This window comes from Arthrobacter sp. MYb229 (assembly GCF_002975405.1).
In the GTDB taxonomy this organism is placed as follows: domain Bacteria; phylum Actinomycetota; class Actinomycetes; order Actinomycetales; family Micrococcaceae; genus Glutamicibacter.
Genome location: NZ_PCPS01000006.1, coordinates 41981 through 59078 on the forward strand (window position 1 = coordinate 41981; position 17098 = coordinate 59078).

The window sequence follows — 17098 nt, forward strand, 5'->3', positions numbered from 1 at the left end:
TCGGGGCGTAGGTGAAAGTTGAGGACGCTAACTGTGAATAATCACTTGTGTTCAAGGTAGCGTAGGTGCATGTCTCATGTGTGGCCCCACCTCCCCGCCCGAGCGGTCAATATCACCACAGTGATTGAGTTCGACAGGCTCGCCGCCGAAGCCATGGAAACCCAAGCATCGCTTGCCCGAAACTGGCGCGTACACCGGGTTGATCTTCAAGCTAGGGACGCGGTCTTAGGCGCTTTGGACCTTGCCGACTGCCTTTTTATTGATTGCGTCTACTCCAAGGCCGGACGTTCGCTCGTGGAAGCAACCGGCGGGCTATGCATGAGTACCGGAGCGCAACTGCCCTTCAATATTTCCGAACGTGAGCTCTATTCCCCGCTAGAGCTCTACGCGGGGATCAAGGAAGCGCCCTACTCGCAGGTGCTCGACGCGCAGATCTATACCTATTCGCAAGCAAATTCACCTGCGGAATTTTCTACCGATGACAGCACGATGGCAACGACTTTGCATGATCACCATATTGGCCAGGCCATGTTGAATGCTGTTTACGACGGGGTATTTGCCGAGACACCCATGATCGGGATCATGGGTGGGCACGCGGTAGCACGTGGCACGCAAGAATTCGCCGATGCAGTACGGCTCGGTGCAATGCTGACCGGTCGAGGCTATTCGATTGTTACCGGTGGGGGACCAGGGGCCATGGAAGCGGCTAACGCCGGCGCGTGGCTTGCAGACTATGACGAAACGGCTATCGGTAGAGCCGTGGATATCCTCGCACAAGCTCCGGACGCGATCCGTCATCGGACTGCCTGGGCGCGTGCGGCATTGCGAGTGCGTGAAAAATTCCCCAGCACGAAAAGTTCAATGGGCGTACCCACCTGGTTTTATGGCCATGAGCCACCGAACCTGTTCGCCACGCATATAGCAAAGTTTTTCACGAACTCGATTCGCGAAGCCATCCTGCTCGAACAGGCAAATGGCGGAATCATTGTGCTTCCCGGTGCAGCCGGGACAGTCCAGGAAATATTCCAAGACGCCTGCGAAAACTACTACGCGACTGGCGCTCGCGTAGCTCCCATTGTGTTGGTGGGCCGCGAGCATTGGACCCGGAAGCTTCCAGTCTGGCCCTTGCTGCAGGCGCTTGCCGCCGGGAGGGCCATGGAAAGCAGGATAGCTTTGGTGGACTCGGTGCAAGAAGCTGTCGAATTCATTGAAACAATGACTCCATTGCGGCGCCGCACGCGGTTCTAATAACGAGACCGGCCGTTGCCCCACGACGCATCATGTTGGGGCAACGGCCAGTAGTCTGCTTCTTGGAGCTAAGCCACGGTGGTGCCGAAGAGCAAACCCAAGCAGTAGGTTACAGCGGCCGCACCCAAGCCAATGGCCAGCTGACGGATGCCGCGTTTGAGCGGGGACGCGCCGGATAGCAGGCCAACGACGCCGCCGGTGAGCAGCAACGCGATGCTGACCAAAGCGACTGCCACGCTCACCGCAGCTAGCCCGGTGAGCCCGAAGATGTAAGGCAGGATCGGAATAACTGCGCCGGAAGCGAAGAACATGAACGAAGAAATGGCGGCTCCCGGTGCCGAACCTAGCTCCTCATGTTCGCGTTCCAGCTCCGCGCTGCGAACTTCTGGATGGAGCGAGAAGGAGGGGTTGCAATCGCAGGTAAACAGCCCCATGCGTTCTGCCGCGCGGTGTTCGGCATCCTCATTGTTCATGCCACGTGCCTTGTAGATCAAGACCAATTCGTTGGCATCTAGATCGAGGTCGCGGGCGGCAGAAAGCGTGACCTGGGTAGGGCGCGACGCGGTGAGAAGCTCACGTTGGGAACGGACTGACACGAATTCCCCGGCAGCCATGGACAGCGCGCCAGCCAGCAGGCCGGCAATTCCGGAGAAGAGCACGAGGGACGAGGCCACACCGGTGGCCCCGATGCCCATGACCAGGGCTAGATTTGAGACCAGACCGTCATTCGCCCCGAATACTGCGGCTCGGAAGTTGCCGGACAACCGGGACCGGCCGACCGTAGCCAAAGCACGAATGACTTCCTCATGCACCTGCTCGTCCGCCGCCATTTGCGGAGCGGCGTCCTGATCGGTGGCGTAGGGAGAGTTGCCTTCGGCGCGTTGGGCCAGCGCCAAGACAAACACCGAACCGAAATGACGGGCCATGAAACGCAACATTGTGCGCCGCATGGACGGGCGGACCGGGCGTACATGTTCGCCGAGCTTGGTTCGCCAGTAATTTTCGTGGCGTTCTTCCGCTTCGGCTAGCCCACGGAGAATTTGGCGTTCTTGTCCGGTGCGCTTTTCGGCCAGTTCACGGTAGATCGCGCCTTCGGCGACCTCATCGGCCATGTACTGGCGCCAGCGGCGGATCTGCGCCTTGGTTGGTTCGGGAGTTGAGGTTTGGGCCATCACGGGGATGCGTCTCCTGCGGCAGATTGGATCATGTTCACGGGCAGATGATCCGGATTAGGTTCAACCCCCTAGTTTAGTGAGCGATTCAAGCACTGGGAATTTGGCAAGACTAAATACGTGGGCGGTGCCAGCGTTTTGCCCCCGAACTGCCACGAATACCGAAAGTTCCTCGCGCTGACTATCGAAGCTCGGCGGACCCACGGTTCTGGCTAGCAAACGGGTGAGCAGGTGCGGGTCCGTGACGTAATAGCTGACCCAGACCCCGCGAAGCGGAAACTGCACCTGGCCGGTTTGCAGGTCGATAATGGGAAGGACGTTTAAAGCCATAACTATCGTGGACCCTTAAAAGAGCTCTTGCCCGTAGCCGATTGGCGTACGGACCGCTTCTTCATCCGAACCACCCATGAACCTGGGGTTGGTGTGCGGCCAGTCGGAGCTTGGCGCCGCATCTCGTGAAGCAACACCACGATGTTACACCGGTGCGCCATCCGGCCGCGTAGTGAAACGTCATACGCAGCTCTCGCGGGTCTCATGGTGCACGGCCCCGTGCCGATTAGGATTCTGCGCTCGCCGAAGGTGCAGATTGCTGGCCGGGGCCCTGCCCATCCGGCATTACCGGTGATTCTCCTGCCGGCCCGCCGTCGTTGCCGGGGCCACCGCCAGGCATGCCCCGTCGCGGGGTTCGGTCCAGGGGTTGACCTCGACTTCGAACTTTACGGCGTAACCGGAGGTGATTTCGCCGCAGGTGGCGCCCTTCAGATTAGTTGCCGACCGCTCGTGACCGGTCGCTGCATGCACCGCATTACGGGCCTCTTGGGGCAGGGCTGCCTTTGAGTTGGCGATAGCGTTGGCCGAATCGGTGAACGAGTTCTGGGGCCGGGCAATCTTCGAGGTGGATATGCGGCCAGCGTCCGGCGTAATACGCGGGGAAGATGCTGGTGAAGCGCACGATGCCGTTCGCGTCTGTGAGCTGTACGCTGCGCAGGTAATTCTCATTCTGCAATCCTGAGAAGGACAACGAGTTTTCCCCGGCAAGGTTGCATTGCCTGAGATCCCGGAGTCTGCCGGAGCGCATGCTGCGAGGGTGAAAGTCACGGCCAAGTCCCAAGCCTGCCAGCTCCTTACAGCGATCAACCAGAGTTCCATCGTCGCAGGCGAGGCCTTGGCCTTCGAGATCTTCAGGCGTGCGAGGAAGGGAAGGGGATCCGAATCATTTGCGTGGTGAGGATTTCAAAGCTGGTGCTCTAGCCGCTGGGCTCGGATGAGGCCATCCGAGCTGGTGCGAGCTTATGCGAGCACTTTGAGGCGGTGCCCGGCTAGGGGTTTGAGCGAGCTTTAACCAAGACCGGTGTTAGGACTGCTCGGCGATTCGCTGCAGGGTGGAGCGCTGTTGCTTCCATTGCTCAGCGCTAAAGCCGGGGATATTTCTCGCCTGTTCACGCAGTCCTACCTGTCCGTCGAGAAGCTCTCGGACGATATCAAGATGCCCAGCATGCCGGGAGGTTTCCGCGATCATATGAACAATGAGATGCTCCACGGTGGTATGCCGATGCACTGACCACCAGGGGACCTCAGCCGGGGACTCTAAGTTTAATTCATCGAGCGTCTGCTCGGCGAATGCGATGGACTTTCGATACAACGCGAGAACATCTTCTACGGAGAAGCTGGCGGGAGGCAGGAAGTCGATCTGCGGATCATCGCTTTGCAGTAGTTGAAGCACATGCCGATCGTTGGGCACACGACCTAGGCACTCGCCGAAATAACCGTATTCGGTGATTGCTAGATGGTAGATGACACCAAGCATGTGTGTTCCGGTATCCGTCATGGGACGGCGGGCCAACTCTTCGGAGAGTCCCTGACACTTCCAGAGCACGGTGTTTCGGGCCTCGTTCAAATAGTTCCGAAGTCTCTTGGAGGACGGATTGCTATCGGTATCCATGTGCCGAGTCTAGTTTCATGGCGATTGAATAAACAGCGACGGCGCATTGAGGGCTTGTTTGCTGACTTCAGGACTGAAGCGTGAGTTCGGCGAAGTTCTCGTTGCCTATTGGTAAACTGACGCAGTGTAGGAACCTGAACCGGATTGGTTTAGCGGAATTGTAGGCCGGGTACTGCCAAGCTAGGGCTGCGCCGGTGTCAAAATGGTGGGAGAGCATGAAAACACTGCCCGTAGAGCCCACCGGCTCGTCGATTAATATCGGCGCCCGTTTGCGTGGGGTACGCCAAACCCGACGAATGACCATCGACCAGGTGGCCGAAATGTCCGGACTGACCAAGGGGTTCTTGTCTCGCGTGGAGCGAGACTTGACTAGCCCTTCGGTGTCGACGTTGCTCAGGCTCTGCGAAGTGTTGGGCTTAGAGGTTGGACAGCTCTTCTCAGTACCTGAAACCAAATTGGTCAGGCTGGAGCACGCGCCGCGAATCGCCTTGGGTGGTCACGGGATCACCGAACAACTGGTCACTCCCCGCGCCGAGACCAGGGTGCAGATGATTAGGGCAGAGGTCGCGCCTCAGGGCTCGGGGGAAGCCGAGCTGTATTCGGTGGATTGCAAGGTGGAAGTTCTGCACGTGATTTCCGGAGAATTTACCTTGGTTCTGCCCGAGGACCGCATTGAACTGCAAGCGGGCGATACGGTAACCTTCCCGGGCCGTGAGCCGCACAGTTGGGAGAATACTTCGGACCGGACCGCCGTAGTGACCTGGACGCTGTTGCTCTGACCAAAACCGCAGTGCGCTTTTGAAGGGCTTGCGCGTTTTCCGTCTGTGCCGGGTTTCGGCCGGGCAAAGCCCAAAGCGTATCCTTGACATAGCGTCAACAACTTTTCTCGACGCCGATAAATAACCGAAGGGAGCTCCGTGACGGAAAGCGAGCCACGGGCTGAACTGGTCGAACTGCGCTCCGCGAGCTGGTGGATGTCTGCAATTCTCGGTGTCTTAATTGGTGTGACCATGACATTGATCCGCACTCAACGTTATTTCTTCATCGCTGGGGCGGCGATTCTGGCGGGGGTCATTCTGGTCATCGGCTTACGCACTATTCACCGTCGTTCTCAATACCCGCAGATGGCACAGGCGAAAACCTCTTGGGTATATGCGGTGTGGACGCTGGTGCTACTAGTGCTTGCCGGGCCCGTCCAGCTGGTATATGTGGCGGATGAACTCGACGAGATTGCGATTAAGTCCTTCGTGCTTTCGGCAGGTTTCTGTTTTGGGTTCCATGAGGTGGACCGGGCATTGGTAGCGAGCAGCAAGAAGTCCTTCGAAGGCTAGCTGCTGAACTACATGCACGCATTGGGAGGGTGAAATGTCTACCGAAAACCTTGCGGTCGGCATAGACATCGGCGGGACGAAGATCGCCGGGGGCGTGGTCGATGGCCACGGCCGGATTCTTCGCCGAAGCTTCCGCCCTACTCCGGGCCGGAGCGCAGCCTTGACCGAAGATTCTATTGCCGAGGTAGTCAGCGAGCTCAGCGACGGGGATGCTCATATGCCCGTGGGCGTCGGGGTCGCCGGCTGGATTAACCGAAGCGGTTCGCATGTCCTCTTCTCCCCGCATCTTGCATGGCGTGATGAGCCGGTGCGTGAACGTCTTGAGTCGAAGATGAACCGCCAGGTCGTCCTGAATAATGATGCCGACGCCGCAGGGTGGGCCGAGCATCGTTTCGGAGCTGCGCGAGGCGAAGAGCTGAGCGTCTGCCTGACCCTTGGCACGGGTATCGGCGGTGCCATCATGTTCGGCAACAGTATTCTGCGTGGCAGTTTTGGCGTCGCAGGGGAGTTCGGGCACCAGACTTTGGTGGTGGACGGCCATCGTTGCCCGTGCGGAAATCGAGGGTGCTGGGAACAATACGCGTCGGGCAACGCACTGGGCCGTGAAGGCGCGGAGCTTGTCCGGTTGGATTCTCCGCGGGCGCATAGCCTGCGTGAAGCCTGCCATGCGGATCCAGCCAAGGTGAGCGGAGCGATGGTGACGGCATTGGCGGTCAATGGCGACCCTGCCTGCATGGAGCTCATCGATGAGATGGGCCGATGGCTCGGGAGGGGAATCTCGAATCTTGTGGCTGTGCTGGATCCTGGTGTCGTGGTCATCGGCGGGGGACTAGGGTCTGCTTCTACCTGCCTGGTCGAACAGGCGGAGGCCTCCTACCGGCAGTTACTGCCGGGGCGAGGCTACCGGCCGTTTGCTCGCGTTGTACGAGCCGAGCTTGGCTCGGATGCCGGGCTGATCGGCGCTGCGGACTTGGCCCGGTGGCACGGGTAACTCGTTTCCTGCGAATGCGCACTATTCGCTTCATCGCATTTTCACGTTCCAAATCAGCGACCTAATCCCGCAACCCAATCGGTGTTGCGGGATCGCTGTTTTAACCAGCAAAAACCGGTTTTCGTGGCTTCGCTGTTGATTGCACCTTGACGGTCGGCGCACCGATAAATAGCATGGGAGGAAACTCATGTTTCATATTAGGCAACTCTTGTCGAGTGTGCCGGGAAGAAGCGCTCATGAAGGAAGTCCGGATCGAAGAAAATGGGAACATCGGACCCATTAATGCCGCGGTAATTCCGCGCTATGCCGGAGGCGGCACCTATGCACGGCTTCCGCGGCTGGACCAAGTCCAGAAATCCGATATCAAGATCGTCGGTGTTCCTTTTGACTCCGGTGTTTCCTACCGTTCCGGCGCACGTTTTGGAGCAAACCACGTCCGTGAGTCCTCTCGGTTGATCCGCCCATACAACCCGGCCACCGAGGTTTCCCCCTTCGCTTTGAGCCAGGTTTCCGACGCCGGTGATATGGCGGTCAACCCGTTCAACATCAACGAGGCCATCGAGACCATCGAGCACAATGCGCTGGAGCTGACCGAAGACGGTTCAACGCTGGTGACCATTGGTGGCGACCACACCATCGCATTGCCCTTGTTGCGTGCGGCCTCGCAACGTGCCGGTGCGCCGGTAGCAATGTTGCATTTCGACGCCCACCTGGATACCTGGGACACCTACTTCGGAGCCGAATACACCCACGGAACCCCTTTCCGGCGGGCGGTGGAGGAAGGCATTCTCGATACCGAGGCGATCTGCCATGTAGGAACCCGAGGCCCGCTCTACGGCAAAAAAGACCTCGAAGACGACAAGCGCTTCGGTTTCGGCATCGTCACCAGCTCAGATGTCTACTATCAGGGCGTGCAAGAGATCGTCGCGAAACTTCGGGACCGCATCGGCAACCGCCCATTGTACATTTCGGTCGATATCGACGTGCTGGATCCGGCGCACGCACCGGGCACCGGCACCCCGGAAGCAGGCGGCATCACCAGCCGCGAACTGCTGGAAATCTTGCGCGGCTTGCGCGGGCTGAAAATCGTGGGAGCCGATATCGTGGAGGTGGCACCGGCATACGATCATGCGGAGCTAACCGGCGTCGCTGCCTCACATGTCACCTATGACCTGATCAGCCTGATCAGCGAATACCGTCAGCTGAACGGACAGAACAACTAATGGGCAACGAAGTACAACGTAACGGTGGAGATCTCGTCGTTGAGACGCTGACAGCGCTCGGCGCGAAAACGGTCTTCGGCATTCCTGGACAACATGCGCTGGGGCTGTTCGATGCGCTCTCACGCTCCAATCTGCAATTCATTTCTTCCCGGGTAGAAAACAACTCGGCCTTCGCCGCCGACGGCTACAGCAGGGCCACTGGAGAGGTCGGAGTGCTTTTCCTCTCTACCGGCCCGGGAGCGCTGACCGCCCTCGCCGGATTGCAGGAAGCCTATGCCACCGGCGTGCCCATGGTGGTGGTTGCCAGCCAGATTCCTTTGGATGGACTGGGCGCTCGCCGAAAAGGCATGCTGCACCAGCTCGATGACCAGAAGGCCTCGGCCGCAAACGTCACCAAGTTCCAGCAGACGGTGCATCACGCCTCGGGTATTCCCTCGGCGATCCAAGATGCCTGGGCGCAGGCGATCACCGTGCCGATGGGGCCGGTCTGGATCGAAGTTCCGCAGGATGTCTTGCTGGCATCGGTGCTCATTCCTCCGGTGCGTGATGCCCTTGCCGAAGCCTACGATCATCCACCACGTGTGGAATTGATCGATGAAGCGGTTCGCTGGCTTTCGGAAGCAAAGCGACCGGTGGTTGTTGCGGGCGGAGGTGTCCGTCGGGCCCAAGCCGAAAACGAATTGCTGGAGGTGGCCGAGAAGCTCAATGCCCCGGTGCTTTGCACCCCGGGAGGCAACGGTGCATTCCCGTGGGATCACGAATTGTCTTTGCAATCTTGGGTGGAGGATCGGCATGTCACCGAAGTTCTCGAAGATGCTGACGTATTGGTGGTCGTGGGCTCAGCGCTCGGCGAAGTCTCCAGCAACTATTTCTCGCTCGCACCTCGTGGGCACATAATCCAAATTGATGCCGAACCGCGCGTCCTTGAGTCAAATACGCCAGCATTGGGTATCCGCGCGGATGCCAAGGCGGCGTTGCAGTTCCTAACTTCGAAGCTTAAGGAAGTAAGCCTGCCCAACGGGCCAGATTGGCATGGGCAGAGCCCGACTCAAGTCGTCACCCAGACCTTGGCAAAGGTGCAGGCACGGCTGGCGGAGCAGGGCCTGGACCATGAACGAAGGTTCATGGCTGATATCCGCGAGGCAGTGCCCGCGAAAATGCAGACCTTCTGGGATATGACCATTGCGGCTTATTGGGGTTGGAGCTGCTGGGATTCGCGCCAGGGAGAGTTCCATTCGGCGCAGGGTGCCGGTGGCCTAGGTTTCGGTTTCCCCTCGGCCATTGGAGGTTCCATCGGCTTGCAGATCGAGGGAGCTACGCCCGAGCAAGCGCGAGTGCTCGCGGTCTCCGGTGATGGCTCGTCGATGTACTCCATTGCAGAATTAGCCACGGCAAAACAGCACAACGTGCCGGTCACTTGGCTGATCGTTGACGACGGTGGTTATGGAATTCTGCGTGAATACATGGAAGGGGCTTTTGGCAAGGCAACGGCCACCGAGCTGGAACGCCCGGATTTCGTTGCCTTAGCCCAGGCTTTCGGAGTTCCTGCGCGACTGGTCGAAGCTGACCAGATCGGTGACGCGTTACGCGAGTCATTCGCCGGAGAAGGCCCAAATGTCATCGTGGTTCAGACGCTCTTACGCATGTTCGCCCCGACGCATTTAGGCGAGTAAGGCATAGCTTCGGCGCCCTTCGAAGGGGGCGCCGAAGTGACTCTTGTTAGTGCGTGAAGTGGTAAACCACGCCAAACATTAATGTGGAGAAGCCCAGGCTGATGCCTATGAGCAGTGGCACCCAGTCTAGGGACTGGCTTGCCAACATCACTGCGAAGATACCGAAGAGCAACATGGCTCCGATTCCTCCGAGGATCAACCCTCCGCCACCATGATGCTGCACGGCGGAATGTGCAGTTCGTTGGATACGTGGTGTCATGCACTCATGGTACGACCGAAGCCAAGCAATCTGCGGTGCACCGGATAAGAATCTGGGTATTGTCAGATTTGTTTGACTTGGCTCTGGCTTCTCAACTGATGAACCCGCGAGGCTGATCGAGCCAACGACTCGTAGTCGGCGCCTGGGCCTTGGGCGATGAAACCTTCGCAGAGATGGTCAGCGGCCACCTGCTTGCCGAAAGCCAAGCCTCGGTAACTTCCGCCGGACATTCGAATCAGGTGCGCTCCCGCGGCCACGTCCCAAGGCTTCGTATCGAACCCCACGCTTGCATCGCACCAGCCGGCGGCCACATGAGCGAGCCCCAGAGCGGCAGAAACTTTGCGCCGCACGGTGGCGAAATCCTGAATCCACTGCCCAAAGAGCTCAAGCGCCAATGGGCCGTCCTTAAGCATGGACTCGGCTCCCGGGTAATCTGTCATCAAGTTTGCGCGTGCTTGTTCAGGTCGATTGCCTGGGCTCAACAATTCCCCATTGTGATAAGCAGCCTGACTATTGGCACTGAACTGATCTCCGGAGATCGGATCGACTATTGCTGCTGCGACCAACTCGTTGTCGATTGCCGCGGCAATTGAAATGCAGAAGAACGCGACGCCGTGAACGAAATTACTGGTTCCGTCAATAGGGTCCACAATCCATTGCACTTCGGTCGGGGAGGCTATGCCTGAGTCCGCGGCTATGTTCTCTTCGCCGAGTACCCAAGACTTTGGGAAGGCCTCGCGTAGCGACTGGGTAATGATCTCTTGGCTTTGCCGGTCTACATCGGTGACGAGATCATGGGCGTTCGTTTTTTCTTCGGCGCCGACACTTCCGCGGAATGCTTCACGAACTTGTGGTGCAGCTTTGAGCGCGGCAATCAGTGCTGCCTGACGCAGCGATTCGGCCAGAGCTAGTCGGGTGGGAGTCATCTGAGCATTCACGGTTCCACCCTATCTTGGTGTTCTAAGTGCACCTTAATCTTTTTGACTGAGACCGCTGGCAGAAGAGCGAAGTCTGAGAAGAAGCATTCACGAACCAAGTAATACGACGCCCAATAGTGTTCAAAACCGCAGGATCTCAGGAGCATGGGAGCCTGGTGCACTGCGGTATTGGCGAACGCCGGCACCGGAATCCGCGAGGAACGAAATCCCGCAGCGCAAAAGTGCAGCGGGGTGTTCAGCGCCCACATTGACAGGGGAAGATAGACTTCAAATATGAGTAGCATGCAACCGATCTCGCCCAAAGAATCGTTGACCGAGCAAGTCACCACGAAGATCCGCGCTGCTATCGTGTCCGGCGAAATGACCCCGGACAACCATTATTCGGCAATTGCTATCTCCGAAAAGCTCGGAGTTTCACGCACTCCGGTCCGCGAAGCGCTGCAGCTACTAGAAAAAGAGGGCATCGTGACCGTCGCGAAAAATCGTGGCGTGCGCGTGAACCAGATTTCGCTAGACGACATCGTGGAGGTATTTCAGGTCCGGCTGATCGTCGAGCCACCTGCAGCCGCACGAGCCGTGCTCAATGCTAGCGAAGAAGACCTCGGAACTCTTCGTGAGCTGCACCGTGAAATGCTTGAGGTGGGGCAGACCGGGGATGGCCGGGCAACGCTGGAGGCAGATAAAAAGTTCCACCTCTATCTGCTAAGCCTGGCAAGCAACGCCAAACTTGACGGCATCGTGGGGGAGTTGCGCAACCTGGTGCTCGCGCACGGACAAGTAACGATTCCTCAGGCCAGAACCAGCCAAGACCTGGCCAGCGATCGAGATGAATTGATGAAGTCCATCTTGGAACGTGACCCATCTGGCGCGGCTACTGCGATGCGCAACCACGTGCTTCGTACTGCGCAGATGCTCGTGACGGCTGTCTGCGCGCGGACCCCGGGACTTGAGGCCGAGCGCTATTTGACGCGCTTGGACGAATTGATCTTCTAGAGCCATAAACATATAGGGGTGGTCTTGAACACAGAGACCATTTGCCATACAGTTGCATGCAACATGTAACAACGTTTTTTCGATGACGAGAACGTAGGTAACCCGATGACTCAACCAATGCAAGGAATCAAGGTCGTTGACCTCTCCCGCATCCTCGCCGGTCCGTTATGCACCATGACGCTGGCCGATTTTGGCGCCGAGGTGCTGAAAGTAGAAAGCCGAGATGGAGATGAAACCAGGGCATGGTTGCCGCCGGTCACCGAAGACGGGGTGAGTACCTACTATTCGGCAGTGAACCGCAATAAGCAGGCAATCGTTGTAGATTTCAACAACTCCGCGGAACTAACCGAGCTGCGCGAGATCATCCGAGATGCCGACGTTGTCGTGGAAAATTTTCGTCCGGGCGTGCTCGCCAAGTTCGGCCTGGACTACGAGTCCTTGAGAGCATCGAATCCTGCGTTGGTCTACTGCTCAATTTCGGGATTTGGCGATGGGCTCGGCGCCTCGCTGCCAGGCTTCGATCTTCTGGTTCAAGCGGTCGGAGGCCTGATGAGCATCACCGGTGAGCCCGATGGAACGCCAAGCAAGGTGGGAGTGGCGCTGGTTGATGTCCTCGCGGCACAGAACGCCACGACGGGAATACTCTTGGCGCTTCGGGAACGGGATATTAGCGGGCAGGGGCAAAATATAGGAATCTCATTGATGACCTCCCTGCTGGCGGGATTGACTAATCAAGCTAGCAGCACCGCGGTTACCGGTAATCCGCCACCGCGTTTGGGGAACGCACATCCAAGTATTGCGCCCTATGAAACCTTCGCAACTTCTGATGGTGTCATGGTGATCGCGGTGGGAAACAACCGCCAGTTCACCGCCCTTGGCACAGAGCTGGGACTGACCAACCTGCCGCAAGATCCACGGTTCGCAGACAATCTTTCGCGTGTGCAACACCGGCAGGAACTCAAAGACCTGATCGAAGAAGTCACCAGGCGAGGATCGGCGGCCCAGTGGACAAATCGACTCATGGAGGTCGGAGTACCTGCAGGAAAGGTTAACTCGGTTCTTGAAGCCTTGGAGTTCGCCGACGAGCTAGGACTGGAACCGGTGGTAACGATCAACGATCTAAAAACCGGACGAAGCTCCCGGCAAATTGCCAACCCGATCGTCCTGTCCCGAACTAAGCCCACATATCGGCTAGTGCCCCCGGCCTTGGGTGAACACCAGCATATCTTCCTCAGCACCACCAGCCTCTAAAGGAGACAGCTCAAATGATTGCCCCTTCACCTAACACCGCCATTGACCCAGCAGACCTGATCAATTTTGATGCACTGCTCAGCGGCGAAGAACTTGCCCTGCGGAATCAGGTCCGCTCCTTCGTGAACGAAAACATCAAACCAAACATTGCCAGCTGGTACGAAACAGCGACGTTCCCCCTGGAAATCGTTCCAGAAATGGCCAAACTCGGTCTGCTGGGCATGCACCTGCAAGGCTACGGCTGCGCAGGACGTTCTGCTGTCGAATATGGGCTTGCGGGAGCCGAGCTGGAAGCCGGCGACTCCGGACTGCGCACCTTCGTCTCGGTCCAAGGATCGCTAGCCATGAGCGCCATTTACAAACATGGTTCTGAGGAACAAAAACAAGAGTGGCTGCCACAGCTGGCCTCCGGCGAAGCAATCGGCTGCTTTGGCCTGACGGAGCCAACCGCCGGATCCGACCCGTCGAGCATGACGACCTTTGCCCGCCGCGACGGGGACGACTGGGTGATCAACGGAATGAAGCGCTGGATTGGCTTGGCAAATGTGGCAAAGGTTGCCGTCATCTGGGCGCAGACCGACGAAGGCATCCGCGGGTTCGTGGTCCCTACCGAGACCGCTGGATTCAAGGCCACACCAATCGAGCCGAAGCTATCGATGCGAGCTTCGATCCAGTGCGAGATCGAATTGACCGATGTGCGGCTGCCAGCTAGCGCGGTGCTACCGAACGTTCTCGGTCTCAAGGGCCCATTCTCCTGTCTCAACGAAGCCCGCTACGGCATTATCTGGGGCGCCATGGGAGCGGCGCGTGACTCCTTCGAGGTGGCGCTGAAGTATTCCCAGGAACGGCTGCAATTCGACAAGCCATTGGCCGGTTATCAGATGACCCAGCAGAAGCTGGTGGATATGGCTTTGGAAATCAACAAGGGCTTCCTCCTCGCCCTGCATATCGGGCGCCAGAAAGATGCAGGAACCCTCGACCTGCACCAGATATCCGTTGGCAAGCTGAACAACTGCCGCGAAGCAATCGCGATCTGCCGCGAAGCGCGCACCATCCTTGGCGGAAACGGTATCACCTTGGACTACTCGCCACTGCGTCACGCAAATAACCTCGAGTCGGTGCGCACCTACGAAGGTACCGACGAGGTACACACCTTGATTTTGGGTAATAAGCTCACCGGTGTCCCGGCCTTCCGCTAAAAATCAGTACAAGGAAAAACTTAGAATATGACACAGCAGACGAAAGTGGAAAGCCTTCGCCAGTACCTGAACGGTGTCTGGCTTCCGGGAAACGCCAGCGAGCTCAGCTCCACCAGCGCCGCCGATTCCTCCTTGATTGTTGCCGCAGGCCAAGCGGCAGATGCCAACCAGGTAGTTGAAGCCTTTGAAGCCGCGAACGCGGCGAAGGCAGGGTGGGCGGCCACCCCGATGGCCGAACGTGCCAGTTATCTGCTGAGAGCTTCGGCCTACCTCACGGAGCATGCGGAGAGAATCGGTACGGAACTTACTCGTGAAGAAGGTAAAACGCTCGCAGAAGGAATAGGCGAGGTACGCCGTGCGGCACAGATCCTCTCCTATTATGCAGGTGAAGCCGAACGTAGCGCCGGAACAATGTTCCAATCTCCGCGCGCTGGGGAGCAGATCTTGGTCTCGCATAAGCCCTTGGGCGTGTTGGGCATTGTGACCCCATTCAATTTTCCGATAGCTATCCCCGCCTGGAAGATCGCCCCCGCGCTGATCTTCGGAAATACCGTGGTTTTCAAGCCGGCGAGCCTGGTCCCGCTGCTGGCGGTGCGGTTGGTCGAAGCCTTCGAAGCCGCCGGACTACCTGCCGGGGTGCTCAACCTGGTGATCGGTCCGGGCGCACTGGGAGACTCGATCATGAGCCACCCCCATCTGGAGGGCTTGTCATTCACCGGATCCACAGGTGTCGGGAGAAAGCTCTGCGCCATGGGTGCTGCGCGTGGCATCCCAGTGCAAGCAGAAATGGGTGGAAAGAACGCCTCGGTGGTGCTGGCCGATGCAGACCTGGACCTGGCCAGCGAACAGGTACTCTTTGGGGCATTCCGCTCCAGCGGGCAAAAATGCACCGCTACGAGTCGACTGATCTTGGATGACTCGATTGCCGATGAATTCTTGGAAAAGCTCACCTCGCGACTGGCAAACTGGGTAACCGGAAATCCACTGGATCCAGGGGTCCAGATGGGACCGGTCATCGACGCCAAATCGGCGAAATCGGTCAGGGCGGGCGTCGCAAAAGCTAGGTCGGAAGGCGCCACCGTTATCTTCGAGGGCGCAGTTCCAGCCAGCGGAAACTACGTGGCACCGACCGTGCTTGGCATCCCAAGCGATTCTCGGGGTCGGGAAAATTGCGCTTGGCGTGAGGAATTCTTCGCCCCGGCACTCAGTGTGCTGCGCGTTTCCGGAACCGAGGCCGCCTTCGAAGCCGCCGCGGATTCCGAATTCGGGTTGAGTCTTGCGCTGTTCACTCGCGACCTGGCTACGGCGATTAGCGCGCAAGAACGCCTGGACGTCGGTATTTTGCATGTGAACTCCGAATCTGCGGGAGCCGATCCGCACGTACCATTTGGCGGGGCGAAAGCATCCGGATACGGGCCGAAAGAACAGGGAGCCGCCGCCCGCGAGTTTTATACCCACACCACTACCGTGTATCTCCGCGGCTAGGAAGAGGAACTAATGGATATTAGGACTATTCTGATCATCGGCGCCGGAACTATGGGCCGGCAGATTGCGATGAGTTGCGCACTGGGCGGTTACACCACGATCCTGCAGGACATCTCGGGCAGCGCTTTGGACGCGGCTCGCAGCGATCTGGAAAGTTGGGCCGCCGGACGTGTCGCTAAGGGCAAGCTGCAGGCAGAGTTTGCCGACGCCGCCTTGGCACGGCTGAGCCGATCTACCGAGCTGGACGCTAGCGCGGCCCAAGCGGACCTAGTGATCGAAGCGGCAGCCGAACGTTTAGACATTAAACGCTCAATCTTCGCCGAACTGGGCAAAAACGCTCCAGCTCATGCCATCTTGGTAACCAATTCCTCGACCTTGGCTTCGTCCCAAGTGGCTGAGGCCAGCGGGCGCGCGAGCCAGGTCTGCAATATGCACTTTTTCAACCCCGCCTTGGTCATGAAGTGCGTAGAAATTGTGCGCAACGAGCAAACCAGTGATGAGACCATCCAGGCGGTGACGGCGGTCGCCCGCGCGCTAGGGAAAGAGCCGGTGCTGGTGAATAAAGAAATCCCGGGTTTCATTGCTAACCGCATGATGGGGGCAATACAGCGTGAAGCGCTCAATCTGGCTTCTGCGGAGGTTGCCAGCATCAAAGATATAGACACCACGGCGCGTACCGCGCTGGGGCACCCGATGGGGCCTTTTGAGCTGATGGACCTCGTGGGTCTGGACGTTATCGATTTCATTGCCCAAGCGACCTACGCAGAGACCGGTGAGGAGGTGGACCAACCGCACCCGTTGATCACGCAGAAAGTGACCGAGGGGAAACTGGGCCGTAAGAGCGGTGAAGGATTCTACGAATATCGCAGGTAGCAGCAAACTGCAGAATCTGGACTCGCGGCCGGTATCGACAATGTGCTGTCCGCGAGCCCATCGTGTTGCTACCGCATATGCGGAGGGATTAGATGGCTTCCGGTTGCTCACCGAGGATGAAATGACGACCGGAGATCGAGTTGACGGTCACTCTGATCCAAAAATCTTTGATGCTCTGTGCCCAGGGGCTGACACCGCTTTCGAGAGCCTCATTGATATCTGCTTCGTGCTCCAAAATTTCTGCGGTACCGTGCACCACTACGGACCAGGCCTCGTCGGAAAGGATTCCGTCGGCCTCCAAAGCAATCGAGGAGTTCACGACCATCGAAGCGAGTTTGTTTCCCGGCGCAGTGCGTAGGTAGATATTTCCTTTATGCACCGCGTAATTTACCGGAACGATGTCCACGGTTCCGGCCGCCGCAGTGGCTATTCGGCCATGTGCCGTGTGAGCCAATAGCTCCCAGGACTGTTCTTCGGTGAGCACCAAAACTGGAGCATCATTAGTGTGCTGATATCTCAT

Annotated in this window: 18 protein-coding genes and 1 riboswitch; of the genes, 11 read left to right on the forward strand and 7 right to left on the reverse strand. The window is 58.3% G+C overall.

Features of this window, described 5'->3' with window-relative positions:
* Positions 1 to 120 precede the first annotated feature (120 nt).
* Positions 121 to 1248 (forward strand): LOG family protein, encoded by a 1128-nt coding sequence (locus CQ019_RS14980; RefSeq protein WP_258133671.1) that lies wholly within the window; start codon positions 121 to 123, stop codon positions 1246 to 1248.
* Positions 1249 to 1316: 68 nt separating this feature from the next.
* On the opposite strand, the gene CQ019_RS14985 is transcribed toward CQ019_RS14980, so the two are convergent.
* From CQ019_RS14985 to CQ019_RS15005, 4 genes are all read right to left on the reverse strand, one after another.
* Positions 1317 to 2420, reverse strand: a complete 1104-nt coding sequence (locus CQ019_RS14985; protein ID WP_105554202.1) for a VIT1/CCC1 family protein — start codon at positions 2418 to 2420, stop codon at positions 1317 to 1319.
* A 63-nt stretch (positions 2421 to 2483) separates the two neighbouring features.
* Entirely contained in the window at positions 2484 to 2750 is a 267-nt protein-coding gene (locus CQ019_RS14990; RefSeq protein WP_105554201.1) for a hypothetical protein, read from the reverse strand.
* An 18-nt stretch (positions 2751 to 2768) separates the two neighbouring features.
* Positions 2769 to 2881: riboswitch (SAM riboswitch) on the reverse strand.
* A gap of 154 nt (positions 2882 to 3035) precedes the next feature.
* Positions 3036 to 3419: a hypothetical protein gene (locus CQ019_RS18330; protein WP_146112496.1), complete on the reverse strand. Its 384-nt coding sequence runs from the start codon at positions 3417 to 3419 to the stop codon at positions 3036 to 3038.
* Positions 3420 to 3774: 355 nt separating this feature from the next.
* Complete coding sequence (locus tag CQ019_RS15005; protein WP_105570029.1) at positions 3775 to 4362, reverse strand: DinB family protein; 588 nt, start codon at positions 4360 to 4362, stop codon at positions 3775 to 3777.
* Between the two features lie 215 nt (positions 4363 to 4577).
* Between CQ019_RS15005 and CQ019_RS15010 the strand changes: the two genes are divergently transcribed.
* The 5 genes from CQ019_RS15010 to CQ019_RS15030 all read left to right on the forward strand — a co-directional run bounded on the left by CQ019_RS15010 (position 4578) and on the right by CQ019_RS15030 (position 9580).
* Positions 4578 to 5141: a helix-turn-helix domain-containing protein gene (locus tag CQ019_RS15010; protein WP_105570030.1), complete on the forward strand. Its 564-nt coding sequence runs from the start codon at positions 4578 to 4580 to the stop codon at positions 5139 to 5141.
* Between the two features lie 138 nt (positions 5142 to 5279).
* Entirely contained in the window at positions 5280 to 5693 is a 414-nt protein-coding gene (locus CQ019_RS15015; RefSeq protein ID WP_105554197.1) for a hypothetical protein, read from the forward strand.
* Positions 5694 to 5727: 34 nt separating this feature from the next.
* Positions 5728 to 6684 carry an ROK family protein gene (locus tag CQ019_RS15020; RefSeq protein ID WP_105570031.1) on the forward strand — a complete coding sequence of 319 codons (957 nt, stop codon included), beginning with the start codon at positions 5728 to 5730 and terminating at the stop codon, positions 6682 to 6684.
* 236 nt (positions 6685 to 6920) lie between these two features.
* A complete protein-coding gene (speB, locus tag CQ019_RS15025; RefSeq protein WP_105554195.1) occupies positions 6921 to 7907 on the forward strand; it encodes an agmatinase in 987 nt (328 codons plus the stop codon).
* Positions 7907 to 9580: a thiamine pyrophosphate-binding protein gene (locus tag CQ019_RS15030; RefSeq protein WP_105554194.1), complete on the forward strand. Its 1674-nt coding sequence runs from the start codon at positions 7907 to 7909 to the stop codon at positions 9578 to 9580. Before speB ends, CQ019_RS15030 begins: the two co-directional genes overlap by 1 nt.
* A 46-nt stretch (positions 9581 to 9626) precedes the next feature.
* Here the strand turns inward: CQ019_RS15030 and CQ019_RS18335 are convergent, their stop codons facing one another.
* Positions 9627 to 9839 (reverse strand): hypothetical protein, encoded by a 213-nt coding sequence (locus tag CQ019_RS18335; RefSeq protein ID WP_146112495.1) that lies wholly within the window; start codon positions 9837 to 9839, stop codon positions 9627 to 9629.
* 62 nt (positions 9840 to 9901) lie between these two features.
* Positions 9902 to 10777 (reverse strand): inositol monophosphatase family protein, encoded by an 876-nt coding sequence (locus CQ019_RS15035; RefSeq protein WP_258133669.1) that lies wholly within the window; start codon positions 10775 to 10777, stop codon positions 9902 to 9904.
* A 273-nt stretch (positions 10778 to 11050) separates the two neighbouring features.
* Between CQ019_RS15035 and CQ019_RS15045 the strand changes: the two genes are divergently transcribed.
* From CQ019_RS15045 to CQ019_RS15065, 5 genes are all read left to right on the forward strand, one after another.
* The gene (locus CQ019_RS15045; protein ID WP_105554191.1) at positions 11051 to 11770 is read left to right on the forward strand and encodes a GntR family transcriptional regulator; all 720 of its coding nucleotides are present in this window, start codon (positions 11051 to 11053) and stop codon (positions 11768 to 11770) included.
* 105 nt (positions 11771 to 11875) lie between these two features.
* Positions 11876 to 13021: a CaiB/BaiF CoA-transferase family protein gene (locus CQ019_RS15050; RefSeq protein WP_105554190.1), complete on the forward strand. Its 1146-nt coding sequence runs from the start codon at positions 11876 to 11878 to the stop codon at positions 13019 to 13021.
* Positions 13022 to 13035: 14 nt separating this feature from the next.
* A complete protein-coding gene (locus tag CQ019_RS15055; RefSeq protein ID WP_096289153.1) occupies positions 13036 to 14220 on the forward strand; it encodes an acyl-CoA dehydrogenase family protein in 1185 nt (394 codons plus the stop codon).
* Between the two features lie 27 nt (positions 14221 to 14247).
* Complete coding sequence (locus CQ019_RS15060) at positions 14248 to 15705, forward strand: aldehyde dehydrogenase family protein (protein ID WP_105570033.1); 1458 nt, start codon at positions 14248 to 14250, stop codon at positions 15703 to 15705.
* A gap of 12 nt (positions 15706 to 15717) precedes the next feature.
* A complete protein-coding gene (locus CQ019_RS15065) occupies positions 15718 to 16578 on the forward strand; it encodes a 3-hydroxyacyl-CoA dehydrogenase family protein (RefSeq protein ID WP_105570034.1) in 861 nt (286 codons plus the stop codon).
* Positions 16579 to 16666: 88 nt separating this feature from the next.
* Here CQ019_RS15065 and CQ019_RS15070 read toward each other — a convergent pair whose 3' ends face one another.
* The gene (locus CQ019_RS15070; RefSeq protein WP_096289147.1) at positions 16667 to 17098 is read right to left on the reverse strand and encodes a pyridoxamine 5'-phosphate oxidase family protein; all 432 of its coding nucleotides are present in this window, start codon (positions 17096 to 17098) and stop codon (positions 16667 to 16669) included.